The sequence below is a fragment of the Microbulbifer sp. VAAF005 genome (assembly GCF_030012985.1).
Classification (GTDB): domain Bacteria; phylum Pseudomonadota; class Gammaproteobacteria; order Pseudomonadales; family Cellvibrionaceae; genus Microbulbifer.
Map to the genome: position 1 here is coordinate 1,038,860 of NZ_CP120233.1, position 26,499 is coordinate 1,065,358.

Genomic DNA, 26,499 nt, shown 5'->3' on the forward strand with positions numbered 1-26,499 from the left:
AGTTTGGTGTGAGCACCTAAGACATTGGACCTTCACTCTAAATCCGCACAATTACTTTAAATTTATAGTCGCACTCAGGTATTGGAAATCCATCCTCCCTCCGAAGCACCGTACTCACCCCCTCAACTGCTCCCATTATTTACCAAATGTTAAATTTCAGGCATGATTCTTATCAAGAAAAAACTCACCTTACAGATCAAACAGAAAGAGCGATGAAAGAGAACGGAACTCTTATTTTATTTTGTGAAAAGATGGGGGCAGGAAAAAGTACCAAGGCGGTAGAAGTGGCACAAAATACGGGAGCTATCCTTATCTCCGAAAATGAGTGGCTTTCAAATTTATACCCTCGTGAGATTTGCTCACTCTCAAACTACATAGAATATTCTGCAAGGTTAAAATCAATAATCAAGCCTCATATCCAGAATATTTTAAAGCATGGCACCTCTGTAATACTGGACTTTCCAGGTAATACAAGAAGACAACGATCCTGGTTCAAAGAGATACTTCAGGATAATTTCTTTCCCCATCAATTAATTTACTTGAAAGCAGAGGATGAATTATGCTTACAGCGTATCACCCAAAGACAAAAATCACACCCTGAAAGAGCCACCTTTGATAATCCAGAGACCTTCAAACAAGTTAATCAGTACTTTGAAGAACCAACCTTATCAGAGAGGTTCAATATTGAGGTGATCGAGCAAAGAGAAATAAGTAAGTAACTATTCTCTGAGTATGAGCACACTTGAGTACACTTAAAAAGAAAGTCTCTATTGAATCCGACTTTAAACAAAGAAAATATGTTATCCTTTTTATGCTGTTTTTACCTTATGATACAAAGAGTTTATGTCATCAGAAACACTATCAAAATCATGGTCCCGTATTCATATCTGGTTAAAAAAGAATGCCCCACAAATCTATGATGCTTTAAATCCGCCCGCTACTGGGACCGAAATAGAAAAGCTAGAGTCCGTTATTGGTTATAAACTGCCCCGCGATTTATATGAGCTTTATAAAATTCATAATGGCATAAAATCAAGTGCTATTGCTAACTTAGTCTATGGGCTTCAATTTCTTCCTATCTCTGATGTAATTACCAATATTGAACTACAGCTTCACTATGGAAAGCTGCCATTAAAACATGCAGACCCCGGAATTAAGTCAGACTCTTTTGATTTCAGCACTAAACGAATACCGATTGGTGATGATTGCAGTACATGTACACTCTATGTTGACCTAGAAGCAGATAAGAATGGTAGCAATGGGCAAATTGTTCTGCTTGAGTACGACTCCAAATCAGCTTTCTTACGCAGTCCATCCATCACTAATATGTATTCTCAATTTGCTAGTGACCTTGAGTCAGGTAAATATGCTCTTGAGGAAGGTGCCAAAGAGGATGGGATTGATTTTCTCGAAATGAAAAAAGAGCCTAACTAAGATCGTAGCAGGGGCACCTTATACCCCTGCAACCTACTACTGGATTTACAGTGATGGAAGCCAGTCACCCCCCTTGGCTTCCAGAACTTCTTACCGCCCCACATTTTTCGACTGCCCAGTTCTTTCTCCTAAGAGGAGGTGAATGACTCTCTTTGCGCTAGGTCAAGCTGCAAGAGCAAAGTGTTGCCAAATCAATTATTTCGACTATTATAGAAATATAGAAATTTTGAGGTAACTCATGATGCTACCGAACCACACCCCCAGCAATATTCTTAATCACCTGGCGGACTCTCCTCCCAGTAGTGAACCCACCAAGATTCTAGTGTTGTACGGATCCTTAAGGCCCAATTCCTATTCCCGCTTACTAGCCAACCAAGCTGTTGAAATATTGCAGCATTTTGGTGCAGATGTACGCTTATTTGACCCCGTTGACCTGCCCCTATATGACGGCGTCAGCCAGGATCACCCAAAGGTTCAACAGCTTCGTGAATGGTCTGCCTGGAGCCAAGGTCAAGTGTGGGTCAGCCCAGAAATACACGGAAATATTTCTGCCGTTTTCAAAAACCAGATCGACTGGTTGCCGCTAGACCAATCAGCGAGCCGGGCAACCCAGGGGAAAACCCTGGCAGTCATGCAAATTTCCGGCGGCTCCCAATCATTTAATACAGTCAACAGCCTGAGGGTTCTCGGCCGCTGGATGCGTATGTTCACGATTCCCAATCAATCCTCTATTGCCAAGGCATGGCAGGAATTTGATAACCGGGGGCAACTTAAGGACTCTCCATTTAGAGACCGAGTGATCGACGTTCTGGAAGAGCTTGTTAAGACTACTGTGCTGATGCGTAACCAAGGTGACTACCTGACCGAGCGGTATAGCGAGAACAAAGCGCAGCAACCGGCATCCACAATGGCCTCAATTGAGACTTTAATGACGGAAAGCGGTGTCGCCGAACCCTGCTGAGGATGCTGACATTTCCCCTTTAAAGGTCCACATTTAGCAAGGGCCCACGCTTGGCTGAGGGCCCAGATCTGATAGGAACTCTGATAAGGATACTCATCAATGAGCTTCTCCCTGGACCCAGACTTTTCTACCGCCCTCAGCAAATTCGGTGACTTGCTGGATACCCTTGCTGCAGCACCTATTGGGGACGTGGAAACTCGCCGCAGGAATGGCGAAGTAGTCACCCAGGCACTATTTCTGGGACACAGCTTTCCCCCAGGTGTGTCCTTCCGGGACTTCGCAATCAAAAGCGCGGATCAAGATGAGATACAGTTGCGCTGGTATCAAAAGACGAATAGCAATCCAGGGTCAGCTATTTTCTATATTCATGGGGGCGGGCTTATCTGCCACGATATCTCGCGCTACGAGTTGGTTGTTGCTAATTATGTGGCCGCCAGTGGTGTCCCCTTCCTCTCAGTAAACTACCGGAAAGCCCCAGAATTCCCCTACCCTAAACCGATTGATGATTGTTATCGAGCATTTATCTGGCTTGTACAACACGCACAGGAGCTCTCCGTTGATCCAGTGCGAATTGGCATTATGGGAGATAGTGCTGGAGGTGGGCTGGCCGCAGCCCTGACAATTATGGCTCGCGACAAGAAAGGTCCGCCTCTGGCACGACAAATATTGTTATACCCAATGCTGGATGACAGGACGGTTACTCCCGACCCCTTATTATTGCCATTTATTACTTGGACCTACGAAGACAACCTCACAGGCTGGACCGCTTACCTGGGCAACCAGGTAGGTAGTCCCACCGTCAGTCCTCACGCGGCTCCGGCGCGCCTGTTAGATGCCAAAGGGTTGCCCCCCGCATTTATCGACGTTGGCGAACTGGATATTTTTCGCGATGAAGATATTCAATACGCGCGCCTACTTACCGATGCCGGTGTGAGTACAGAGCTACATGTTCGGCCCGGCGTGATTCACTCTTGGGAACTTTTTGCCCCAGATATTCCTGTCTCACAGCGAGCTTTTACAGATCGTATACGGATCATACAGGAAATCTAAACCAGCCTGGCGGGCCAGACCATGAGAGCGCAGAAGCTGCAAATTTTTGATAGCCACTTCCACATCATTAACCCCCAATTCCCCTTGTTCCCAAATCACGGTTACTTGCCGCCAGCATTTACCTTGGACGACTACCGGCGCGAGTTACAAAATTACCAGCTTGTGGGTGGCGCAGTGGTTTCCGGCTCATTCCAGAGGCAAGACCAAGCCTACCTTATTGATGCCCTGGCGAAGCTGGGCGAAAACTATGTTGGGGTAACCCAGCTATCCGCAAATACTCCCGACACCGTCATTTTGTCACTTCACAAGCACGGGGTTAGAGCTTTGCGCTTTAATCTGGTACGGGGCAGCTCGGAGCAAGTGGATTGCCTCGACAGCTTGGCTCGACGTGTATTTGAACTGGCCGGTTGGCACGTCGAGCTTTACATTGAGTCATCTGCGCTGGACCGTCTCTATAACAAGCTAATCGCGCTGCCGGCACTCTCTATAGATCATATGGGGCTCAGTAAGCGTGGCTTTCCCACCATACTCAAGTTGGCAGAAAAAGGGGTTAAGGTAAAAGCGAGCGGCTTCGGCCGCCTGGACTTCGATCCAGCAGTGGCAGTACTCGAACTCTGCCAAGCCAACCCCAGCTGTCTGATGTTCGGCTCTGATCTTCCCTCCACTCGAGCACCCCGCCCTTTCAAGCCTGAAGACATTTTGTTAATTCACGACAGTCTCGATGAGTCACTAGCAGAAAAAGTCCTGGTGAAAAACGCTTTTCAGTTTTACTTAAAAAAGTAATAGCGTAATGAGGCAATTTCAGGAACTGAGTTCTAATACAGATGTCACTCATTACGCTGTAATTTTTTAGAAGCGTACAATGTGACTTAATCAGTGCACTTCTCCGCGCCCGCTCGATTCCTGTCATAGCGCTGTAATCTCGGGACATCGATTTGCTTTACAAATTACTGGTAATTAATACATGCCGATTGTAGGATGCGCCGAAAATTCGAGGTCGCCAAAAACCTGGGAAATACAGTGCAGGAGGTTGTAGTGAAAGGACTGGTAACGGTTATTTTTTTCCTATTAATGCTATCCGGGTGTACCGGTATTGGCACCAAGCCCCTGGGGGAAAACGATGTAACACTCGGTGTAGATACTGAGCAGACAATTAAAGAAAAGCTCGGCAAACCCTATGAAAAAGGCGTATTTGTAAAAAACAATCAACAAGTTTTAACACTCGCTTATGCCTACCCCACTACTGGTAAAAAGGCGGTTAGCGAAAATATTAGCGGTACCCGCAATCAGGGCTTCTACTTTTACAATGATAAATTAGTCGGACAGGATTTTGTCAGCTCTCTCGCCGAAGATTCTACTGACTTTGATGAGTCAAAAGTACCACTTATCAGTGAAGGCCAAACCAGTATTCTCGAAGCGCTGGATCTACTGGGTAAACCTTCCGGTGAGTACCAGTACCCTTTGATCAGCAATAAGTCCGAGAAAGCCAAAGTTTATATGTATAGCCAGACCAATAAGGCTATTTTCCAACCGGCTTCTTATCAAAAAGTACTAATTCTTAGTTACAACACAAATGGCATCATCACGAATGTGAATTTTGCAGAAATAGGCAATAAAGATTTAAGCGAGCAGTAAACTACTTTTCCGATAGGGGGGCTTATCCTCAGGCTTCCCTGAAACAAATAACAGACACACTACCAACCCCACCATAGCTAGATAGGCATTTACCGTAAAAGCACGATCGATCCCCGTAGAAATATTGGGAGCCATTGCCACAATTGTTGTATTCATACCCAAGCCTATTGCCCCTCCACCAATCTGGAACATATAGAGAATTGCTCCTGCCAAGCTCGCTCGCTCTGGCGCAACAACCGTAATCGCAGCGGTGGTGATGGCAGAGTAAAAAAGACCAATGCCCGCCCCGAGAACCACCAGCCCCGGTATCATCTGTACAAAAGTTGTTTCTTTATGCAGGTGAGAAAGCATAAACATACCGATGCACATGGCAATAGTACCTGATGAGACGATGGTTTTTGCCCCTACAGTTTCGTATAGCCCACCGGCAATAAAAGACACCAAACCAAATGAGACCATCATAGGAAGCAGACCCATCCCCGAAAACATCGCCGAATGATTGTGAACCTTACTCAAATACTGAGGAACGTATACCAATGCAGCAAAGAACACGACAGACAGTAATAAAGTGGCAATTCCTGCAGCAAAAAAACCATGATTTGTAGCAACATCTACGGGAATTAATGCATCCCTGCCCACATGGCGCTCCACCAGGATAAATGCCCCCATAAAGAGAAAGGTGGCCAAGGCTAAGGCAATAATCATCGGGTTTTTAAAGCCGATATCCACGACTAAATCCAGTGCCAACAGTAAACAAAACAGCGATGAAGTAAGGGTAATTACACCACCGTAGTCAATACGCTCTGTGACATTCTCCGGCGTATCATCCGGGATAACTTTCCAGCAGACAAAAAATGCCAATGCAGCCACCGGTAAGTTAATGAAGAATATCCAACGCCAGCTTAGTAAATCCGTAAGAATGCCCCCCAATACCGGGCCAATCGCATTTGCAGCGGCGCACATACCCATCACCAAACCTCCCGCAAATCCCGAGCGGTCTTCCGGCAACATACCGTAAATCAACCCCAGGATTGCCGGCCACATAAGGGCGCTGCCGATGCCCATTAGCCCCCTCGCTGCCAGCAGCATTGGGATATTGGTGGCTATACCACCGAGAAGGGAAAAAAATGCAAACGCGGCCATGCCAATAAAGAAAATCTTACGCCGGCCAAGCATATCCGCCAGGCGCCCACCTGAGATTAGCAGCACGCCAAAAGCCAAGGTATAGCCATTAATAATCCACTGGGTAGTGGTGATGTCGGAGTTGAAGTCTTTTTCAATGGCAGGAATTGCCACAGAAAATGCCGTGAGATCATTCCCGATCAGAAATATTGCCAAACTCAGGGCAAATAACCCCAATACCTGGGTTCTGGTCAGTTTAGTTTTTTCGCCTGCCATGCTTTGAGTCCAGCCACAGAGATCAGTTTTACAATTGTGGCTCAATCTCTGTGAACGGCAGGGACACTAGCTTTGCTCCTCATGGCGAACAAGAACAGAGGTGCGAGGGAGCTACCTAGCCGTCGCCCTGCCCATCCTGAAAGAATTCCTCTACAGGCTGGTAATCCGGATTGGCGCCACAAGAACCTCGCACTACCAACTCTGTGGGCAGCACAGCAGGCTCCGCCGATTGCCCGGAGAGAAGTTGCATCATCTTCTCCACCATCAGTTCCCCACCCCGGTGGATACTCTGGCGTATGGTGGTCAACGGAGGGGTATAAAATGGAGCAATCGGAATATCATCAAAGCCAACGATGCCAACATCTTCAGGTACCTTGTGGCCACTGGCCTGCAACGCTTTGATCGCCCCCATGGCAATACTGTCGCTGGCAGCAAAGATGCCATCGAAACTACGCCCTTCCCGTTCAACCAACTCGACAATGGATTGATAACCACTTTCGCTGGAAAAGCCTGCTGCCAACTGCCTGATAGAACCCGACAGACCGGCCCCATCGAGGGCCACACAGTACCCCTCATAGCGCCCATTAACCTCAGGGTGCGCGGTATCGCCCAGAAAGAGAATACGCTGCCGACCCAAATTCAGAAGATGTTCTGTGGCCTGACGCCCACCCATTTGATTGTCACTACTGACGATGCAATATTCGGCCCCCTGCCTTGAGGTCCCTCCCCAGACAACAAGAGGGTCCCCCTGCTGCTGCAGATCACGAAGTGGGGTATCGTCCACCCCCTGGCCAATCACAATAACGCCATCAGCCCGCCTGGAGCTCATCAGATAAGAATGCCAATCCGAGCGGCTGGTGATACTGCTGGAAAACAGTAAATCGTATTTATGCACCGCGAGGCGATCAGCAATTGAACCAATCATATCGATCATAAATGGATCAGAAAATGTCTGGCCGCCACTGCGCCCCGTATTAATCACAACCGAAATTGTATGGCTGCGTTGCAGGCGTAAGTTTCGCGCGCTCTCATTGATTTTGTAATTCATGGAGCTCGCGATTTTTTGAATACGTTCGCGAGTCTTTTCGTTAATCAATGGATTATCGTTCAGCGCTCGCGAAACAGTAGATTCAGAAACTCCCGCCAACCGAGCAATATCGGACATGGAAACGGGAGAGGAGGACCCCTTGGGCATGGCGTACTTCACCTTGTTCGCGGGAAAAATGCCATCTTAGGCCCGTCGCCCAAGTTTGTAAAACCACCCTGTTACCCAGCCAGGGGGGCTGAGGCCTCAAGCGTCTCATCCCCCCGCTCTACGGCGCGACGGAAAAAGAACAGGGTAATCAGAATTACTGTGATGGGTACCAGGGATAAGTAGAAAGCCACCTGGCCATCAAAAGCCTCGAAAACCGACCCGGTAATCAGTGAGCCCGTTGTACCGCCCAGCGCAGAAAAAATCACCAGTAAACCTGTCATTGCAGAGTGCTGGTGGGTGGGCAATGAACTGAGCATCACAGAATTGATAGCTGGGTATACAGGTGCCATAAACAAGCCAATCAGTGGTAAAACAAAAGCCGCCACTGGGGCACTAAGCCAGTTTACATCGGGATTCGCCACAATATTACTCGCCAGGGGCAAGCTAACGACCACCAGTAATCCCATCGCAACTAAGCAGACATTCAGCATCGGGTACCAGTGTACTTTGCGCATCATCACACCGGCACCAAGTCGCCCCAACGCCAGCCCTGCGGCAAAGATACTTGCAGCCTGAACACTCATTGCAGCCGGCAGCTTAAGAATTTCATTATTAAAGGTCGGCAACCAACTTCCTATCCCCTGCTCAATCAATACATAGAAAAATACTGAGATCACGTAGATGTACACCAGGGGTTTGGCCATCAACTTTATCATCGCGATAAAGTCCTGTTTCGGGCTAGCCTCTTCGATTCGCGCCCCGGATTCATCCAGCTCTGTGCACCAGAGCAATACAAATGCAATCACACAGACCACCGCCAACACCCAATAGACATTGAGCCAGGCAGTCGACCCTTGGTTCGATGAATCAATAAAAGCGCTAAACAGCCAGTAACCACTGAGAACCCCCACCATAAACACCCCCTCCAGGGTGTTTAGAAGGCTCGCATGTGCGCTGCGGCCCTGCGCTAGTAATCCCACGGTGGAGTATGCGGCAACCTTTACCAATGCGAACGCAACACCCACCGACAAGAACAATAACTTCGCCGTCCAAAACCCGGGTAACAGGGGCATAGCTGTACAAGCCAGGGTGACGATTACCAGTCCCGTCAGCATCGCCCGCTTAAACCCCAGTCGGGGAAGCTGGGAGGCAATCAGGAAAGACACAATACCGATGGGGATATCCTTGAACCCCTCCAGCACACTCGCAGCAGACTTACTCACCCCATAGGTATTGATTACCTGCAGGATCACAGTACCCACGCTGTTCAACAAAATGGCAAAGACAAAGTAGATAGCGAATAGAGATAGGAGTATGCGCTGATTCTTCATAGTGGATTCTATCTGGCTCTGTGGTTTAGGCCGTCAGCCGTACCAACCTGTTATTGTACATTTTTTACCCAGACTTTGTAGAGAAAGGCGACTTCGCCCCAATGCCTGAAGAGACCCAGTATGTATCAGTCTGGCAAAAATTTGCAATCGCTTGCATAAAAATCAATGAAAATTTGGGAATGCCTTATGCCGATCAGTCACAAATCAACTGGCAGTTGACCCAGCAAAAGAAAATAACCTCTATTTTTCAGTAAGTTACTGACTTTTCGGAAATGAAAATCAGGTCTATATTCTAGTAACAGCCAGGCTTAACCCCAGGCTTGCAATCGATTGCAAAAAGACATCAACTACGGATAGACTGAATGCCCATAGCCGGAGGCCCAGCAGACCCGGCCCTAGAACCCAATCTCCAATCCAGTGAAAGTGGTATGAAGCAAAAACAACAAATCAAACACAAGATCCACCCCTGGGACTTGGTGGAGGACACCTTCCAGCCCGAAGATTACAGCCTCAATGCCACCCTATTCTCCCTCGGTAATGGCTATATCGGCTTGCGCGGTACCTTTGAGGAGGGTTTCGATCCAGAACCCTTTACGGATGGTTGTTACCTGAATGGAGTCTACGCCAGCGAACCTATCACCTATGGTGAGTCTGCTTATGGCTACGCGCGCAACAACCAGAGGATGTTGACGGTTCCCGACGGCAAGACCATTTATATCAGCTTGGATGGAGAACGTTTTAGTCTCGCCCAAGGCGAGCTACTCAATTACGAGCGCCGGCTGGACATGGCCGCGGGGTTCAGCGAGAGAAAACTCACTTGGTGCTCCCCAAAAGGAAAAACCATTGAACTCAAAGTGCAGCGCCTGGTTTCCCTCAGTGAGAAAAACCTGTTAGCTCTGCAACTGGAACTCACTCCCATCGATTTTGACGGAGAGGTACACCTGCAATCCTGCCTTGATGGTGACCTTGCCCAGGCAGAACGCAGTGAGGACCCACGCCTTGCCTCCCCTATTGACCGGGGAGATATCGAATGGCTGGAAAATACAGCTGAAGATGGTTATTTAGCCCTGCCTCTATCCGTTAAGAGCAGTGGCTTCTCTATACGATGCGCAGCCCTGCACCTTTGTGAGAGTGACAGCGATTACACGTCCAATAACCTCCGCAGTGAAGACTGCGTCTCGGTTGACTATCGCTTTGCTGCCCGCCGCAACACCCCTATTCGCCTAACCAAGTACGTCGCTTACTTTGCACAGCAAAATGCTGAGCCGATATCAGCTGGCGAATTGCATCATTACCTGGAGCGCTGTGCGGCTAAAAGTTTTGCGGACCATATCGAAACCCAGCGTGCCCAAATGGACAACTTCTGGCTTGAGTCCGATATTCAGGTCAGTGGAAATGATGCCCTGCAGCAGGGAATACGTTTCAACCAGTACCACTTGTTCCAATCCCTAGGTCGGGATGGCAATACCAATATTGCAGCCAAAGGACTTTCCGGTGACGGCTATGACGGTCACTATTTCTGGGATACAGAAATCTATGTACTACCGTTTTTCCTCTACACCCAACCCGAATTAGCGCGCGGTCTACTGGAATACCGCTACTCAATCCTCGATGCCGCACGAAAAAGGGCGAGGGAAATGTCGATTCAAAAGGGAGCACTGTTTCCCTGGCGCACCATCGGCGGTGAGGAGTGCTCAGCCTATTACCCGGCAGGCACTGCGCAATACCATATCAATGCGGATATTGCCTACGCCGTGCGACATTACTGCCGGGTTACCGGTGATGTCGATTTTCTGCGCAACAAGGGCGCAGAAGTCGTGATAGAGGGCGCGCGTATGTGGTTGGAGATTGGCCACTTCAACGCACTTCGCGACAACCAGTTCTGCATTAATGAGGTTACCGGACCAGACGAGTACACTGCCCTGGTTGACAATAATTTCTACACAAACCTGATGGCCAAGGCCCATCTTGAATATGCTGTTGAAGTATTACAGTGGTTAAAATCATTCGATCCTGCAGCATGCGATGAGTTGACCCAGCGTATTCAACTCGACAAACAGGAAATTGATAACTGGGCCAAGGCCGCAGAAAGCATGTATCTGCCCTACGATGAAATGCAGGGTATACATTCTCAAGACGATAGTTTTCTAAACAAACCCCGCTGGAATATTGCCGAAACGCCTGCCGATCAATTCCCGCTGTTACTTCACTATCATCCCCTGGTGATCTATCGACACCAAGTTTGTAAACAGGCCGATGTCGTTCTTGGCCTGTTACTGGAAAGTTCAGAGTTTTCAATTGATCAGAAGCGTCGGGATTTCGACTTCTATGAACCGCTCACCACACACGACTCCACTTTGTCCGCTTGTATTCACAGCATTATTGCCAGTGAAGTTGGTTATCCGGATAAAGCGCTGAACTACTTCCAGCAAGTTGCGCGAATGGATCTGGATAACCACCACAACAATACCCAGCACGGCATACACACTGCCTGCATGGGGGGTACCTGGATGTGTATGGTCCAGGGATTTGCAGGAATGCGCCTGCACGGCAATGAACTCAACTTCAATCCATACCTGCCCAATGGAATGGACGGCTATCGTTTCCGGTTGCAACTCCGTGGCCGCACGATCGCAATCGATGTCGATTCTTACAGCGCCAGGTACACCTTGGTGAAAGGTGAAGCGCTCAGCCTTCATCACGGCAAGAAAATTCTATTCCTGGAGACACCAGGGCAAACAGAAACCATTCAAATAGCACCGATGGAGGAGGTATCCTGATGATCTATCGTGCAGCAATCTTTGATCTCGACGGCGTTATTGCAGACACCGCACGTCTCCACCTGATCGCATGGCAACAGCTGGCTGAAGGGCTCAACCTTTCCTGGACAGCGGATACTGAAGAGCGCTTAAAGGGCCTGGAAAGAATGGCTTCCCTTGAGGTGATTCTCGGGGAAAAAAGCAGCAATTACACTGAAGAAGCAAAAATTGCACTGGCTGCAAGGAAAAACAGCCGCTACCAGGAATTAATCCGCAGCCTATCCCCCGCAGACCTGTTACCGGGCGCCGGTGAACTGCTCGCATGGTTAAATTCTCAGCATATTCCGGTCGGCCTCGCCTCAGCGAGTAAAAACGCACCGGCGGTATTGGAAGCCCTGGGAATATCCCGTTGCTTTTCTGTTATTGCAGACCCAGAAAAATCTGCACCTAAACCTGCACCAGATATATTCCTAGCCGCCGCCAAAGGCCTCGGAATTGATCCAGAGTTTTGCATTGCTTTTGAAGATGCGCCCGCTGGAGTCAGTGCAATTAAGTCCGCAAATGGCATGACGGCTGTAGGCATAGGTAATCCAGATTCGTTAAAGGACGCAGACTATACGCTGGACAGTCTGGAACAATTTGTGCCAAATGATTTCTTTCTATCAGTACTAGCAGAATCAGGTATGCGCCAAAGTAAAGGCTTGGCTGTTAACGAATAAAGTGAGATAAGCACAAGAGTGAAAGCCTATTTATAGAGCAAGCATTTAGCTCCGATAGAGTCTTTCTACCAAATTCCTATTCCATTATTAATAGCTAAAGGCTGCTACCTCTCTACAACTTACATATTGCTATGGAGATAAAAAAAGTAGCAGCCATACCGATTAGAGACATTCAACCTCTAATTTTCAAAGCAAGCGCCCTCGACAACATCAGCCGTATTTCCAACCCAAGAGTTCACACATGGGAAGTTGTTATCGCCAAGGTCCGCATTATTATTGTCAGTCGCTTCATTACTAACAATGGTATTGCCTTCTTGACCGTCATCGCAAACAAAAGTATCTCCCGGTAAATAAACACCAGTTGCAGTATTAGTAATTTCCACTCCATTGCCTTCTACAACAGTTTGCGAGATAACATTCCTATCACTACAAACAATCACTCCATACTGATCAAAACCAGATACCATATTTGACAAAATATAAGAGCTGTCCGCACCCACTTGAAGAATCACCCCCCAAGCTCCACTAGCACTGGTAGATGTAGATACTTCATTTGCAATAAGTGTAGAATTACTGCCGTTTATAGCTACTCCAATTTCCGTAGTTTCAGAGATTACCGAGTTAGACAACGTATTATTGTCTGACACAAAAGCCACTGAAACGGCATTGCCCTCAAAGGCTATACCTGTCACCGTATGCGCCCCGCTTCCTATTGCCTCTACACCGAACCCACAACCTTGCACCTTGCCACTTGATAAAGCTCCGCCAGTGACAACAGCTCCAGTGCCATCTAGAAATATCCCATCAACATCAAAATCACACTCAATAGTAAATCCATTTAAATCAAGATAACCACCAGGTCCGACGACAGTCAGTGCAAGGTCAAACGCTGATGAACAAGACAAATCCTCCGTGAGAACTTCAGCTGTAGTAATGATATCACCGCAGGAGACATCAGCCTTTGCGCCGTAGGATGTAATCAATACACATCCTGCAAACAACATACGAATCAAACCTGAAGGCCGTTTGATGTATCTATCTTTCATAAAATCTCCTCAAACGAAATTATAAACGCCCATCTATAAAGTAGACCTAACCCATATTGGTCTAGATTTGAGAATCAACCATGAGAAATTATTCTCAACGAAAAAGTTATCAGCTTAAGGGGCCTTACTTCGCCTGATAAAACGGGGGCGGATATTCTTTAGTTACCAGGGAATCAGCAATACCAACAACTATTAAGGAGCCTCTGAATAACTCCGTAATGCCTCTGCGGGTCTTGAAGGCTGCAGATGTTAGGCGCAGCTCGCCGCGAATGGCCGTAGCCCTTTGCAAGAGCTGCAACGCAGCAGCTGTGGCCTTCAAGGCCCGCCCTTCGGGGCTTGCAGAGCGATTCACACTCCGCGTTGCGACTTCTTGAAAGGTCTAGACATTCCTGCGAAGCCGCGCCTTGATTGTGAACCGCTCTGCATGCCAGAAGTATCACGGAGTTATTCAGAGGCTCCTTAAATACATTGCTATCACGGCAATACTTGGCTCAATGAAACAGCACAACTTTCATCATAAGTGCCAGTTATATTTTGAAACCAGCATTTAGACAAGAAGGTTGTTTTCATGCCCTAGACATCAGCAGAAAACAACTCCAAGCTAAAATAACATTGCCACTCGATACTATTAGATAATCTAGTGGCAGATCGATAAAATCCTATTGTTCAATAAATCTTATCAGGGAGGGATCTATCTTGCAGATACAATCTGTTATTGGATCTCCAACATCAATCAATTTAAAGTCACAAAACTCGAACCCAGGCCCCACCGAACAGCCCACAAGTACGGGGCCTGAAATTGGCTCTGCAGCCTGCCACGCACCAGCAGGAACGACATGACAAAACGCATTACTTTCTGCAGAAATTTCAATCTTTTGTAAACAACTATCTTGTTCAGTCCAAATATAGAGATATAAGCCTTCCCCCTGATATAAATTCCAAACCTCATCAGATTCGACCCGGTGAAATTTCGACACTTCACCTTTCTGTAAGGAGAAGTAAATATGCGTCAATGCACTTCGCTTCTGCCCATCCTCCCTTGTCACTTTTGAATTCGACTTAAACACCTGAAGAAATTTCCCACCTTCAGGATGATCAATTAAGTTATCAGGCTTCATGGATTAATCAGCACCTTGTAATCAGAGTTAGAAACATGTCTGATACTACATTACCACATAATGTATCAGTGAAATTTAATCCTTATAGAACAACAAGCAAAATAGTTGAGCGGATACGAATTGAACACAGGCTCACCCAGATTACTTTAGGATGAGCCTTGCAGGCAGTTCTAGTTTAAGCAGCTGGGGTTAGCAGTAGTAAAAGTATTTCCAAGCCAAACATTGGTATTACTACACGCATTTGCATTTAGTTCTTCCAAGTCAAAATCCGTGTTACTCTCAGATGTATTGTTGAGAATATAATTAAAAAACTGATTATCCGCTTCCATATAGATACCCACTGAACCATTCATCTCAGAGGTGTTCTGGCTATAGTTCCCGAAGCTGGAATCAGCAATATAAATTCCATATCGATTATTATCATATATATAATTCTGGGTTAAATTTGGGGCATCACCATCCAACTGAATCCCATCCAATAAATTACTTTCGATATTGTTTGAAATTAAGGTATTTCTTAGCCCAGTAACTAATATACCAGTATTACCATTACCATTAGCACTTGAATTAGTAATTAGATTGAAGTCGCTCGATACCGCCAACCCTACAAAGTCATTATTGTTCGCAGAAATATTGGTTACATTATGAAATCCATCACCAGCCAATCTAACCCCCGTCTGGCAGAATGATATAGTACCTGCGCCCTCCAAATACCCCACAAGACCGACAACATCTATGCCTATTGCAGAATTATTGTCACAAGTAATGGTATGACCATTCATATCCAGGCCACCAGTTGGGCCAACAATGGTTATCGCGATATTATCTGTACATACCAAATCATCATCCAAAACTTCTCGGGTGTTAATGGTATCACCACAATCAACCGCCGATGCAAGCCCGGATATTAGCAAGCAAAAAGCACCTGCAAATATAGATAAAGAACACTTCATACCTTGTAATTGCCATATAGCCATCTTACTACCCTCTATAAAATCAGTTAATAATGACCTTCTCCTGAACAGAGTGTGATCCAGCTTGCTAAAAGGGCTATAAGAAATTTCTCTTAAAGAAATGGCAACTAAGTACGGAATCTAAACATCTGTGAATGGTAAATAGTGGCTATCTACGCCAATTAGACAAAACGCAAGAAAGCAGTGTTGGATATGAAGCCAATGGGCCTTTACATGGGAAGTTTAAGGGGGCGGCACTCATTACCCTCCTTTTCCCTCCCCTAAAAAAATCTGCGCAAATCTGCCGCCAGCCTGATTACTATTATTGCTCTTTGTCTCAAGTAACTTTGACTCCTTTAATAGTATAAATTAGCGGAATCTCATGTCCTTTAAAAGACAGGTAGTATTTCCCCTTCTCACGCTCCTCCATGCCATCAAAACAGTTGTAAGGACTATACGGGTATTCTTTTAGTTGAGCGATTTGAATACCATATTTTAATAATGCACTCACAACATCGCTAATCGGATGTGACCAGGTGGCTAGGGTAGACTTGTCACCCCGATCATTCTCTGTATAGGTACCCTGCTCTTCAATATCTGGATCGGCTCGATGAAAGTATGTGTAACCAGAGAAAATATCATAAAATGGATGAAATTCTGCGATGTAGAAAGTCCCCCCGGCTTTAAGCATTGAGCAACAACTGATGCCCATCGTTCAATATCCGGCAACCAACAGAGTGCGCCGTAGGAAGTAAAGACGACATCAAATTCTTTATTGTTTGACTCTCCAAAACTGTAGATATCGTTGCAGATAAACTCTCCATGTAAACCTGAACGATCAGAAAGAACCTGTGCTTCAGCAATGGCTATAGAAGAAATATCAACTCCCGTCACCTTCGCCCCCAATCGAGCCCAAGATAAGGTATCCAATCCAAAATGGCACTGTAAGTGGAGTAAACTTTTTCCAGACACACTACCTATATCTGAAAGCTCGACTTCATTTAAGGTAGATTTTCCGCTTAGAAATCCATCAATATTATAAAATTCAGACTTCACATGAATACGGGTGCGGCTATCCCAGGAGTGTCGGTTAATTTCAAAAAAATCCATGACTCACCTTCTAATTACTTATATTTATCGATTCTATTTAATTATCAAGGGTAAGAAATTTAAATTTACTTGTAAGTCCTATTCCGTTATGCCTCAAGTTCAAGAAAACTAAGATTGCCAATCATTCTAACTATATATTTACAGTAATGCTTCAGCTACAAAAGGCTCTATTGAACTAAATTGCAAGTACAAATCATGATTTACTATAAAGCAGGCTAAGAATCTTTGAGAAAAGCCCTAAATGGGGACAATAGAAGATAGAATCCTTAATCTACGATTGATTATCCTCATCATATCTTAGGCGCGCTTTACGAATCTCGGGATGATGTTCATCTGCCCAAGAGACTAACTTCCACACAGCTGCAGATAACCCCCTTCCCAGGTCAGTTAATTCATACTCCACTTTAACTGGAACCTGCGCAAAGACAGTACGGAGTACAAAACCATCGCGCTCTAAGTCACGCAGGGTTTGCGTCAACATTCGCTGTGAAATCCCTTCAATACGCGACTTCAGGGAGTTGAAGCGATCTGGACCATCAACAAGGGCAAACAATATCAGGATGGACCACTTGTCACCAATTTGAGCTACTACATTACGAACGGGACATTCATCATCATTCACAAACACGCGCCTCTCACTATTTTTATTCTGCGTCCCCACCCTTCCACTCCATAGGTTATCAAAAAGTAACTTAACCACTTAATAGTGCCTTATTGGCAACCAACTCTCAAGTGAGTAACCTAGTATAAATAAGTAACTTAACCCGAAATCACCTATAGACCCATATAGATATATACCCTGTTATGACCCAAGCTCTCTTAGACAAGGCCCTCACCCAATACGCCTCCAATAGACCCTCAACCGCTGACGATATATTTACACCGCAGTTTGTCTCTGTAGGGAAATTTAACATTCGCTTTCTACGCAAGGAAAAACCTCAGGCTCCCAGCCTACTACTGCTGAATGGTCTACCCCAAAGTATTCGCATGTGGGAGTCATCCATTGAAGCATTTAGTGAAAAGTTTGATGTGCTAGCCTTTGATATCCCAGGATTTGGCTTATCAAAAGCGGAGGAAGGAGATATGTCTCCAAGCAGCCTGAGCGAAGCCCTTGTTCAAATAATGAACCATTTTGGCATCAAGCAGGCCCACCTGGTAGGGCCGGATGTGGGTGTGCCTATTGCTTTAGCGGCCGTTATTAACCACCCTCAACGATTCTTGAGTCTCAATATCTTTGACGGCCCAGGCACCTTCCCTCCAAAACTCTCTCCTATTCTTATGGCCGTTGTCAGATCCCGAATGGTTCGCTGGATAGCAAAAGGCTTAAACAAGAAGTCAGTAATGAAAACCAACTTCCTGACTGCCGTCAAAGACGGCTATCACAACTACAAACCCAGCAAACGAGCTATCCAAGAGTACTATGACATAGCCTTTAATAGTGATAGTCACAAGTGCGCCATCAGTTTCTTTGGAAGCTATTCGAAAGAGCTTCCATGGATTGAGAGAAAACTAAATGGTATTAAAGTTCCGACATTGATCACTTGGGGCAAGAGAGATCCATTTGTTTTAGTGGATAATGCGACTGCCTTATCCAAGCATATCCCCAATAGCAAGCTAGTTATATTTGACAACGCATCTCACTTCTCATCGGAAGATGCTGGACAAGAGTATGTTGACTTGATAATCAATTGGGTAGATGGCGGCTTCCTTGAGCATCGTGACGCATGAGTTTTTAAATATTCTAAGAACAGATACCTAATCACTAACTGAATTCAAGGTGGCGTTAAACAATTTCGCCACCGATATATTAATGGGGCTCAACTACCATCATTAGAGCGCCCTTTATCAAATTGGTTTTTTAACTCATTAACTTTGACTCTGATTCAGCATCATCCTTCCCCTTTTTGGCCTTAATCTGTGAAACACCAATCAATGCGCGGCCTAGGTCTGAAGCATAAAATCCCGCAGCCAATATTACGAAGGCGCCAAATAATGTAATTCCATCAGGCAGATCTCCGAAGATTACAAAGCCAATAACAATAGCCCAAAATAGTAAAGCGTAACTAAAGGGCTGCAAAATAGAAGCTGGAGTAAGTGCCAGTGCCTTAATCAGTAAATAGTGGCCCATTGCACCTAAGAGCCCATTTAAAATCAACAATTGCCACCCTGATACTGTCGGCTCTACCCAATAAAATGGTGCTAAGCTTCCAAAAATAATAATACCCATAGTCGCGGTATAGAAAACGGTTGTATCGGCACTATCAAAGTGTGAAACACGGCGTGAAAGCACTTGATATGCGGCCCATAGGATAGCTCCCAAGATGGGGATCAAGGTTTGCCAACCCATCATTCCCATTCCAGGCCTAATGATAATAAGGGCACCTATAAATCCAGCCGCAACACTTACCCAGCTCCTTGTATCTATCCTCTCCCCTAAAAACCATCCAGCCATTAATATTGCGAATAATGGGGCTGTCGCAGCTATAGCATGCACATCAGCCAAAGACATCATACTAAAAGCAAAAACAAATACTGACACCTCAAGGGCGAGAACAATAGAGCGGGCTAATTGAGTGCCAAATATTTTACTTCGCACTAACTCCAAGCTCCCTTTGAGTCTCGCCAAGCTTATAACGATGAAGAAAAATATCGCGAAACGAATCGCCATTATTTGAACGATAGAATAGTTCTGAACGAGAACCTTACCTGTTGCATCCATACCAGCCAAACAGAGCATTGCCAAAATAGTCAGAATAATTCCACGACTGTCTTTAAACTTCACTTCAAACTCTCTAATAAAGACTACAGATTCTATTGAAGTATGAAATTTCCAATGTGTATACCAAGTTTATCGCCCCAAAATCCTACTGTAATCTTATGCTCGTACTACCCTATCCTCTCTCTTATATATCTCCCAAAGAACCTTCTACCTGCGTGGCTCTAAGCTGAGCATTTTGAGTATTTATTTCGCTGAGAAAGATTGAGTTGGTCTCTTCTGCTAACTTAACGGCTCGATCTGAAGCACTCATTGCACCCTTTAGTTTTCCGCCCAACTTATAGGCAGTTGCCAAACTATCCCATAAAATCTCAGAATCGGGAAATTCCTTAGCTCCCTGCTCTAGGATCTCAATCCCCCAATCAGTCTTACCTTCATAGGCCGCTTTAAGCCCATAGACATTATATTGATGTACAGAAAGTGGAAATAAATAGCCATACTCATCAACTTTAGAACTATAAAACTCTTTTAATTCACTTAAAGACATAACATCAATTTCAGGCACAGCATTCCAACCAGAGAAAACTGCTTGCAACCCCTTTGCATTGCCTACTAAGGGTGTACTGTCATGTGTTTCATTGGGGAATCGTGCATAAGAGAAGTACAATCCTGATCTGGGCATATCATTTAATGCTTGAAGCATACCGTTAAAAGCCGACGGCATTTCATTTGGCTCATTTGCCATACTCAGAAACCATCTAAAAGGCTTATTCTCCTTACTTGCATGGCTACCCTTATAATCATCTATAAGAGATGAATCATCCCACCATAAACTGGGACTAATTGAAATTGCTGCATCAAACATAGATTCATTATTAATTGCCAAGTAACTAGTATATAGCCCAGAAAGTGAGTGACCAGAGATAATAGAATATGGAGAAATTCGATATTTCTCACTCAAGATTCCTGAGAATTCGTCTTCCAAGAATTTTGTCAGTTTGTCAGCTTTGCCTGAGCGCCCCGCGTAGGCTTCGGGTTCAGTGGGAGTAAAATATGCGAGCCGATCCTGAGTGCTGATACCGACCACTATCATTTCAGGTATAACAGCATAGGTACTATAAAAATGTACACTAGACGCCATATGATTAAATTGCGTTGAGCCATCCAATATCACTAGTAGAGGATAAGAAAAACTCTCAGAATGGTGATAGGTATCCGGTAAAGATACGCGAGCTGTAACCTCCTCTCCCAGGATCTCTGAATCTATACGAAAATGTACTACCTCCCCTAGGACATTAACCGAAAAGAACAAAAATAAAACAAATATACTTCTCATTCAAATACCCTTTCATTACAACTCAACTTACCAGCCCACAGTTTCTAACTCTGTCTTATCATTCAGAGTAATCGTGAGTGAATACCGGAAGATTATCGCTAATACTACACCAAGAGGGCATCTCACTAACCCACATGTGACCAGATATATTAACTTCAGGATTATCATCAAGTAATCCCAGACGAATCCGGCAGAGATTAGATTGGGGTTCTACCTCAACAAAAACCGGGGCAAAACAAGTGGGACAATAGTGCCGAGTTTTTCCTGGTTTAGAAATATATTGTAGAAGCTTCTGGGGAGAACTAATAATCTTAAACTGACTCTTATTCACCAATGCTACCACTGAATAATCAGCCCCACTTAGCTTTCTACATGTTTCACAATAACACTTGCGAACATCCAGTGATTTCTCATTAACTACAAATTGAACACTTTTACAGTGGCAACTACCATTGATCATATTAAACCCCAACTCAAAATAATGACTTAAGGTATCTATTCGAGCTGTGCAGATTACCATTAACCTTATAAAAGGTAATAGTTATCGATAAAAGCCCCATTTTGAGCACACTGAAGTTTGATAATAAGACTACGGTAAATAGAGCCCCAGTAGTAAATTAGCTATGAAAGATGAGAGCAACCTAAACCTCTTAGGCTGCACAGGAATAAAGCGCCAGGATCTAACTTATCCCGGCACTAGTACGCTCTTAATTTTCAGTTACTGTAGAGGAAAGCTTGAAGTGGCTGAGAGCCTTTTCAGCAATTTCTTTACCATATTCCTGCACAAAGTGGCCCGCCTCCGCTATTTTGAGAGGCTCGGGGCAGTTTTTGATGGTTCCCCTCAGCAACTCCATCACTTTTTCACCAAGTACAAAGTCCCTCATTCCAATCGCCATAAAGCTCTCACCACCCCAGTTCCTAGACCAGAATTCTCGAGCCCTTACCCCTAGCTCTGCTCCCTCCATACCGGGGTCAACCGGTACAATTGACGGGAATCGACGAACGCCAGCCTTATAGCGGTTGTCTGGAAAAGGCGCATCATAGGCTACTATATCGAATAAATTGACCTCAGATTGAGCATCATTGGCAATGAGCCCTCCCACAGGGATTTCAGGTACATTGACAGAGAAGTTCCGCCAGTGGTAGAACCCCTCTGATGCACCATCCCCTGCTGCGATAGCCGTATTCATTACCAGTAATCGGGTAAATCTATCCGGCATATCCATTGGAAGTGTCAATCCCAGAAGTCCACCCCAATCCTGACAAACCAGCGTAATATTCTTAAGATCCAAATCCTCAATCAAACGCATCAGGCTGTTACGATGGAAGTTAAAGGTGTACACATCTTCACTGACGGGCTTATCTGAGCGACCAAACCCAAACAAATCTGGAGCAATTACCCGGTGTCCTGCCTCAACAAAAACTGGGATCATTTTTCGATATAAGTAACCCCAACTGGGCTCCCCATGGAGACAAAGAAAGGTAGTATCCGCATCCTGCTCCCCCTCATCGATATATGCCATACGCATAGAATCGTAGCCTTCCAGGCTATCAATATAGTTGGGAGTATACGGAAAACCCGGTAGTAGGGAAAAGCGCTCCTCAGGAGTTCTCAATCGTTCAATAGACATCGGCAACCCTCTTTTAGTTGAATATTAAATAGCGCCTTGCCACTGAAAAGCTAGATCAGTTGGAATCCAGAGATCATTCATTGTGGCGCTTTTATCGGTGCTTCATATCTGAAAAGATAACTGTAGAAAAATACCTATTATCCTACTAGATAATAAGGATAAATATGCTCCTAAAACATGGCACGATCTCTAATTTTTACATTTAGAAACCTTATTAGGCGCCAGATCACTTAAATTACCCAATAATGCCAATCTGGCAAGTCTGAAACCATTGGGCTAAGTACAACTGACCCTATCAAAGCCGATTAATCAAACTTCTTACCATTAAAAACATGTTAGATGTATTGAGATACCCATCTGGATGTAAGCTGTCTACCAGCAATACATCTCAATTATCAGTAACTGGAATTGGAGCCAAGGAAAATTTAGGCTACAAAAATCACCGGGAGGCATATATCACTAGAAGAACAATATCTTTCATGACTATGAATCATGGACAACACCTCAATACACTTTACCAAAGCCCGCCAAGATCCAGCCCCTTTTCACTGGAGAATCCATCTCTACCTCCCTGGCGAACAGGGTTTTGGGTGCTGACTCCATGATTTTATATCCCCCATCATCAACATAAGTAACTAAAGCAACATGGGCAATATATCCTTTTTCAGTCTTTCTATAAAAAACCAGATCCCCCAACTGCGGCTTATAAGATACTGGTTTCAAAGATTGAATAGACTGGAAATAGGAATATAGATTTCTTGCTCGGCGATGGAAAAATGGATTCTCTGGATTATTACCATTTCGAGCATCATAGAAATTTGGATTTTTTACAAAACTATCTCTCAATAAGACCTGAAATGAATATCCAGCCATTCCGTAAGCGATATTAGGTACATCACTACAGACAATAAATCCAAATTTCCCACCTATATTATTATACATCCCCATCAGTGGATCATAAGGCGTAAACCAAAGAGAGTGTGCGTTATCGATAACCAGATTAACATTTGGAAGACCATGATGATTGGTAAAATTTCTCTTTCCCTTATAGGTAGAAAAATGGACAAGCAGTGGTATTGCCAAAACAATGACAAGAAAGCCAATAAATTTTTTCATATTACCAAAAATGTACCAACCCAAAATCACCAATACATATGAAACATTACTAAACTAATAAAAAGTAGGGGAAAAGAGTACAGCTTACAAACCCTTACGCCACTTTAATGCCACTTTTTAGTCCGAACGTCAACATACAGCTAGCAATAGGAATTGGAGTAACTGCTCATAACCTAGTAGAACTATCTCCCACTGCCAATTTAAATTTGTATACGAACGTTAAGGTTTCACACCTGCAATGACCTTAGGGCTCTCCACCTCGACTCTAATTTCGCTTCATGAAAGCAGTTTAACCACATACTTTATTGGGGAGCCTCCGGAGGGATTTGGGTTAGACCACAAAGATCGAAGCTTCATTATTTGTATGGATCTGAAAATGGATTACAGTTAGATTTATCAGGCAATAAAAAAGCCGCACACTGGAGAAGTGTGCGGCAAAGCTTGGAAGCCTATGGGAGAGGCATGAGGTTAAAAATCGTACGCGAAGCTAAGCTTGATATTGCGCGGTAAGATGTAGCGGACATTAGACGCTAGCGGATCGCGGGGATCACCTTCGGTGATACCATCTTCATCAGTTAAGTTGTCCACAGCCAACTGGACAGTAATATCATTGATATAAGCCACCGCACCCAGGTCAATTTTTGTATAGGCTGGCAAAGTTACTTCATTGTTGCTTCCATTAAAGCGATCACCTACCCGACTGATATCGGTATACACAGCCATATCAATGTTATTCAGTGTGAAATCATAATTCTGGCTCAGGCGCACCTGGTATTCAGGCTGACGCATAACCTGGTTGCCTTCATATTCACCACTCGTGATTTCTGGCTTTTGCAGGGTAGTATTTAACCCAAAGGTGAAATCTCCCCAGTGAACTTTACCGTCCAATTCGAGACCAAGCGCCTCAGTCTCTAAACGAGTACAGGTACTGCTGCCAATGATACAGTCAGGCATGCCCTGGGTTTCGTTGTAGAACAGAGTCGCAAAGAGGGAATAATCTTGCTCCTGCAATTTATAACCCAGTTCGTATTGGTCAATGTCGATCACAAGGTCAGACCCAGCAAGGAAGCTGTCACCGAACTCGCGATAAATGTCAAAGTCTGCGAATTTAAAGCCGGAATTTATACGGAAGAAGGTGCCCATATTTTCGGCAAACGCCCAGTCCACTGCGGCAGTGTAAGCAGTACCATCTTCATCTGCTTTATAGGTGGTGAATTTGCCGTCTCGCTCACCATGGTCCACGGAGTAATTGGTTTTTCGGTTTGCGGAACGCACGCCCAGATCGAAGGTAAAGTCCCCTAAGTAGAACTCTCCAGCGAGATAAAGCGCGTTTTCTCGGGCATCACCCACAGCATCCACATCATATTTCCCATCACAAGTAGAAATATCTACAGATGTGTTACAGGCAAGATCACCAGTAAGCTCAGAGCCATCTGCAGTTCCTGTGATCAGCTCCCCATCTTGACCCAGTACGTAGTATTTCTGGTTACCCAGGGACCACCATTCATCAACTTCCCAGCTTGAGGTGTAATAACCGGCAGTTACCTTAAAGTTATCCCACTCTTTTGCCAGGCTAATGTCATTTGTCGTAGCCTCGATATCTTTGCGTACTACCCAGGCGCCAAACTGCTGTACCACGGTGTCACTACTGAGTTCGTTTCCAGAAGCGGTAACTACAGTTTGATCCGTTAGGGCGTTCAGCGATACAGGCGAGCCATTAGGAACAAAACCCAAAGTGTCAGCATTACCCGCAGTAACTCCAAAGCGTTCGGTGAGACTCCAACCATCCCCCAAGTCTAGCTCCAGATAAGCACCGACTACATTACCATTCCACCCGCGCCCTTCGCCCATATCGAAAGTTTCCCAGGTAGTTTCTGAGCCGCCATTACCGTCGGCCTGAGTAATAGGTACAGAAACCTTGCGATTACTGGGGCCTACCTGGGTGTAATCTGTTTCCAGAAATGCAGCATTGGGCAAATACCAGGTACCAGTATCTTTTGTATCCCGGATGTAAAAACCCGCTTTGCCGTTATCCATCTCTTTGGTGATATGCAGGGTAAATTGATGCCCTTCTTCCGCATCAAAACCCGCATCACGAATGCCAGGGGAGGAAGATACGTAGCCTCCAACCATGTAGTACACATCATCCGAAACCTTACCGGTCATCACGGCATCTGTTCGCTGCAGATCATAGTCAGATAAAGTGTACTTAAATCGCCCCTCAGTCTCTTCAGTACCTTCTTTTAAGATAAAGTTGGTAGTCAGACCTGGCTGGCCATTGGAGAAAACCGGATTGGGTCCACCGCGCAGAGCTTCCACTCGCTGAATAGTTTCATCGACACGAAATAGAGAAGAGTTTTCTAAAAATGAGAGTGTTGGCGCTGGATACAGAGGCAATCCGTTCATGGATACCGTGACAAAGGGTGCATCACTACCGCCAGGGAAACCGCGAACATCGATATTTGCCCCAGAAACACCGCCAGAGCTCTCAACCCACAGGCCTGGAACGGACTTCAACAGGTCTGCAGTACTTGAAGGAGAGGCTTTGCTAATCTCATCATCACTTAAAGTTGTGATAGAAAAGCTGGCATCCAGCTTACGCATGCCTGCACCGCCAGGGGTGCCTGTTGTGATGACTTCCTCCATCACCATATCGTTTTCAGGGCTAATTTCTTGGGCTGCGGCATAGCCGCAAAGACCAACGGAGAGCGCGGCCATGGATACGGCCTGCGCCAATGGTTTCTTGCTCATCAACTCTTCCCTCTCGTCGTCATTCTTATCTGTTCTGATACTGCGGTGCTATTTTTATAAAGCTTTATGCAATCGATTGCATAAAGAGTTGCTAAACGCACTTGATGCACCGTGCTTTAACTATAATGCGCAAATGCAATCGATTGCAAATTGAATTAATGGCTAGATTTGAGTGACTAGTCATCCGTAAGGCCATCGCAGATCAAGATTTGAGGGGTAGGGGCAGATTTTCTGCCATTG

25 protein-coding genes are annotated in these 26,499 nt (G+C 45.3%); 10 read left to right on the top strand and 15 right to left on the bottom strand.

Going from position 1 to position 26,499, the window contains the following annotated elements; genetic code table 11:
• The first annotated feature begins 212 nt into the window (after positions 1-212).
• The 6 genes from P0078_RS04510 to P0078_RS04535 all read left to right on the top strand — a co-directional run bounded on the left by P0078_RS04510 (position 213) and on the right by P0078_RS04535 (position 5,080).
• The gene (locus P0078_RS04510) at positions 213-719 is read left to right on the top strand and encodes a P-loop nucleotide/nucleoside kinase family protein (protein WP_282933285.1); all 507 of its coding nucleotides are present in this window, start codon (positions 213-215) and stop codon (positions 717-719) included.
• Between the two features lie 124 nt (positions 720-843).
• Entirely contained in the window at positions 844-1,434 is a 591-nt protein-coding gene (locus P0078_RS04515; RefSeq protein WP_282933286.1) for an SMI1/KNR4 family protein, read from the top strand.
• A gap of 238 nt (positions 1,435-1,672) precedes the next feature.
• The gene (gene arsH, locus P0078_RS04520; RefSeq protein ID WP_282933287.1) at positions 1,673-2,395 is read left to right on the top strand and encodes an arsenical resistance protein ArsH; all 723 of its coding nucleotides are present in this window, start codon (positions 1,673-1,675) and stop codon (positions 2,393-2,395) included.
• Between the two features lie 99 nt (positions 2,396-2,494).
• Positions 2,495-3,445: an alpha/beta hydrolase gene (locus P0078_RS04525; RefSeq protein ID WP_282933288.1), complete on the top strand. Its 951-nt coding sequence runs from the start codon at positions 2,495-2,497 to the stop codon at positions 3,443-3,445.
• A gap of 21 nt (positions 3,446-3,466) precedes the next feature.
• A complete protein-coding gene (locus P0078_RS04530; RefSeq protein ID WP_282933289.1) occupies positions 3,467-4,228 on the top strand; it encodes an amidohydrolase family protein in 762 nt (253 codons plus the stop codon).
• A 252-nt stretch (positions 4,229-4,480) separates the two neighbouring features.
• Positions 4,481-5,080: a hypothetical protein gene (locus P0078_RS04535; protein WP_282933290.1), complete on the top strand. Its 600-nt coding sequence runs from the start codon at positions 4,481-4,483 to the stop codon at positions 5,078-5,080.
• On the opposite strand, the gene P0078_RS04540 is transcribed toward P0078_RS04535, so the two are convergent.
• The 3 genes from P0078_RS04540 to P0078_RS04550 form a co-directional block, all read right to left on the bottom strand.
• The gene (locus P0078_RS04540; RefSeq protein WP_282933291.1) at positions 5,066-6,478 is read right to left on the bottom strand and encodes an MFS transporter; all 1,413 of its coding nucleotides are present in this window, start codon (positions 6,476-6,478) and stop codon (positions 5,066-5,068) included. The genes P0078_RS04535 and P0078_RS04540 overlap by 15 nt on opposite strands.
• A gap of 115 nt (positions 6,479-6,593) precedes the next feature.
• Positions 6,594-7,673: a LacI family DNA-binding transcriptional regulator gene (locus P0078_RS04545; protein ID WP_282933292.1), complete on the bottom strand. Its 1,080-nt coding sequence runs from the start codon at positions 7,671-7,673 to the stop codon at positions 6,594-6,596.
• Between the two features lie 71 nt (positions 7,674-7,744).
• Positions 7,745-9,004 (bottom strand): MFS transporter, encoded by a 1,260-nt coding sequence (locus tag P0078_RS04550; protein WP_282933293.1) that lies wholly within the window; start codon positions 9,002-9,004, stop codon positions 7,745-7,747.
• A 101-nt stretch (positions 9,005-9,105) separates the two neighbouring features.
• Between P0078_RS04550 and P0078_RS04555 the strand changes: the two genes are divergently transcribed.
• From P0078_RS04555 to pgmB, 3 genes are all read left to right on the top strand, one after another.
• A complete protein-coding gene (locus P0078_RS04555; protein WP_282933294.1) occupies positions 9,106-9,258 on the top strand; it encodes a hypothetical protein in 153 nt (50 codons plus the stop codon).
• A 108-nt stretch (positions 9,259-9,366) separates the two neighbouring features.
• The gene (locus P0078_RS04560; protein WP_282933295.1) at positions 9,367-11,784 is read left to right on the top strand and encodes a glycoside hydrolase family 65 protein; all 2,418 of its coding nucleotides are present in this window, start codon (positions 9,367-9,369) and stop codon (positions 11,782-11,784) included.
• Positions 11,784-12,482: a beta-phosphoglucomutase gene (gene pgmB / locus P0078_RS04565; protein WP_282933296.1), complete on the top strand. Its 699-nt coding sequence runs from the start codon at positions 11,784-11,786 to the stop codon at positions 12,480-12,482. Before P0078_RS04560 ends, pgmB begins: the two co-directional genes overlap by 1 nt.
• A 179-nt stretch (positions 12,483-12,661) precedes the next feature.
• Here pgmB and P0078_RS04570 read toward each other — a convergent pair whose 3' ends face one another.
• The 6 genes from P0078_RS04570 to P0078_RS04595 all read right to left on the bottom strand — a co-directional run bounded on the left by P0078_RS04570 (position 12,662) and on the right by P0078_RS04595 (position 17,331).
• Positions 12,662-13,528: a NosD domain-containing protein gene (locus P0078_RS04570; RefSeq protein ID WP_282933297.1), complete on the bottom strand. Its 867-nt coding sequence runs from the start codon at positions 13,526-13,528 to the stop codon at positions 12,662-12,664.
• Between the two features lie 124 nt (positions 13,529-13,652).
• Positions 13,653-13,880 carry a hypothetical protein gene (locus P0078_RS04575; protein WP_282933298.1) on the bottom strand — a complete coding sequence of 76 codons (228 nt, stop codon included), beginning with the start codon at positions 13,878-13,880 and terminating at the stop codon, positions 13,653-13,655.
• Positions 13,881-14,187: 307 nt separating this feature from the next.
• On the bottom strand, positions 14,188-14,646 hold the full coding sequence (locus P0078_RS04580) for a cupin domain-containing protein (protein ID WP_282933299.1): 459 nt from the start codon (positions 14,644-14,646) through the stop codon (positions 14,188-14,190).
• Between the two features lie 170 nt (positions 14,647-14,816).
• Entirely contained in the window at positions 14,817-15,623 is an 807-nt protein-coding gene (locus P0078_RS04585) for a right-handed parallel beta-helix repeat-containing protein (protein WP_282933300.1), read from the bottom strand.
• A gap of 516 nt (positions 15,624-16,139) precedes the next feature.
• Complete coding sequence (locus P0078_RS04590) at positions 16,140-16,709, bottom strand: class I SAM-dependent methyltransferase (protein WP_282933301.1); 570 nt, start codon at positions 16,707-16,709, stop codon at positions 16,140-16,142.
• Between the two features lie 271 nt (positions 16,710-16,980).
• Positions 16,981-17,331, bottom strand: coding sequence for a winged helix-turn-helix transcriptional regulator (locus tag P0078_RS04595; protein ID WP_282933302.1), 351 nt, complete (start codon positions 17,329-17,331; stop codon positions 16,981-16,983).
• Between the two features lie 182 nt (positions 17,332-17,513).
• Here P0078_RS04595 and P0078_RS04600 point away from each other — a divergent pair, with 182 nt between their 5' ends.
• Positions 17,514-18,437, top strand: a complete 924-nt coding sequence (locus tag P0078_RS04600; RefSeq protein WP_282933303.1) for an alpha/beta fold hydrolase — start codon at positions 17,514-17,516, stop codon at positions 18,435-18,437.
• 130 nt (positions 18,438-18,567) lie between these two features.
• On the opposite strand, the gene P0078_RS04605 is transcribed toward P0078_RS04600, so the two are convergent.
• The 6 genes from P0078_RS04605 to P0078_RS04625 all read right to left on the bottom strand — a co-directional run bounded on the left by P0078_RS04605 (position 18,568) and on the right by P0078_RS04625 (position 26,259).
• Positions 18,568-19,491, bottom strand: coding sequence for a DMT family transporter (locus tag P0078_RS04605; RefSeq protein WP_282933304.1), 924 nt, complete (start codon positions 19,489-19,491; stop codon positions 18,568-18,570).
• A gap of 121 nt (positions 19,492-19,612) precedes the next feature.
• Positions 19,613-20,761 carry an alpha/beta hydrolase-fold protein gene (locus P0078_RS04610; RefSeq protein WP_282933305.1) on the bottom strand — a complete coding sequence of 383 codons (1,149 nt, stop codon included), beginning with the start codon at positions 20,759-20,761 and terminating at the stop codon, positions 19,613-19,615.
• Positions 20,762-20,819: 58 nt separating this feature from the next.
• On the bottom strand, positions 20,820-21,281 hold the full coding sequence (locus tag P0078_RS24485) for a GFA family protein (protein WP_353057045.1): 462 nt from the start codon (positions 21,279-21,281) through the stop codon (positions 20,820-20,822).
• Between the two features lie 187 nt (positions 21,282-21,468).
• Complete coding sequence (locus P0078_RS04615; RefSeq protein ID WP_282933306.1) at positions 21,469-22,392, bottom strand: haloalkane dehalogenase; 924 nt, start codon at positions 22,390-22,392, stop codon at positions 21,469-21,471.
• A 504-nt stretch (positions 22,393-22,896) separates the two neighbouring features.
• Positions 22,897-23,508: a CHAP domain-containing protein gene (locus P0078_RS04620; protein ID WP_282933307.1), complete on the bottom strand. Its 612-nt coding sequence runs from the start codon at positions 23,506-23,508 to the stop codon at positions 22,897-22,899.
• 468 nt (positions 23,509-23,976) lie between these two features.
• Entirely contained in the window at positions 23,977-26,259 is a 2,283-nt protein-coding gene (locus P0078_RS04625; RefSeq protein WP_282933308.1) for a TonB-dependent receptor, read from the bottom strand.
• Between the last annotated feature and the right edge of the window lie 240 nt (positions 26,260-26,499).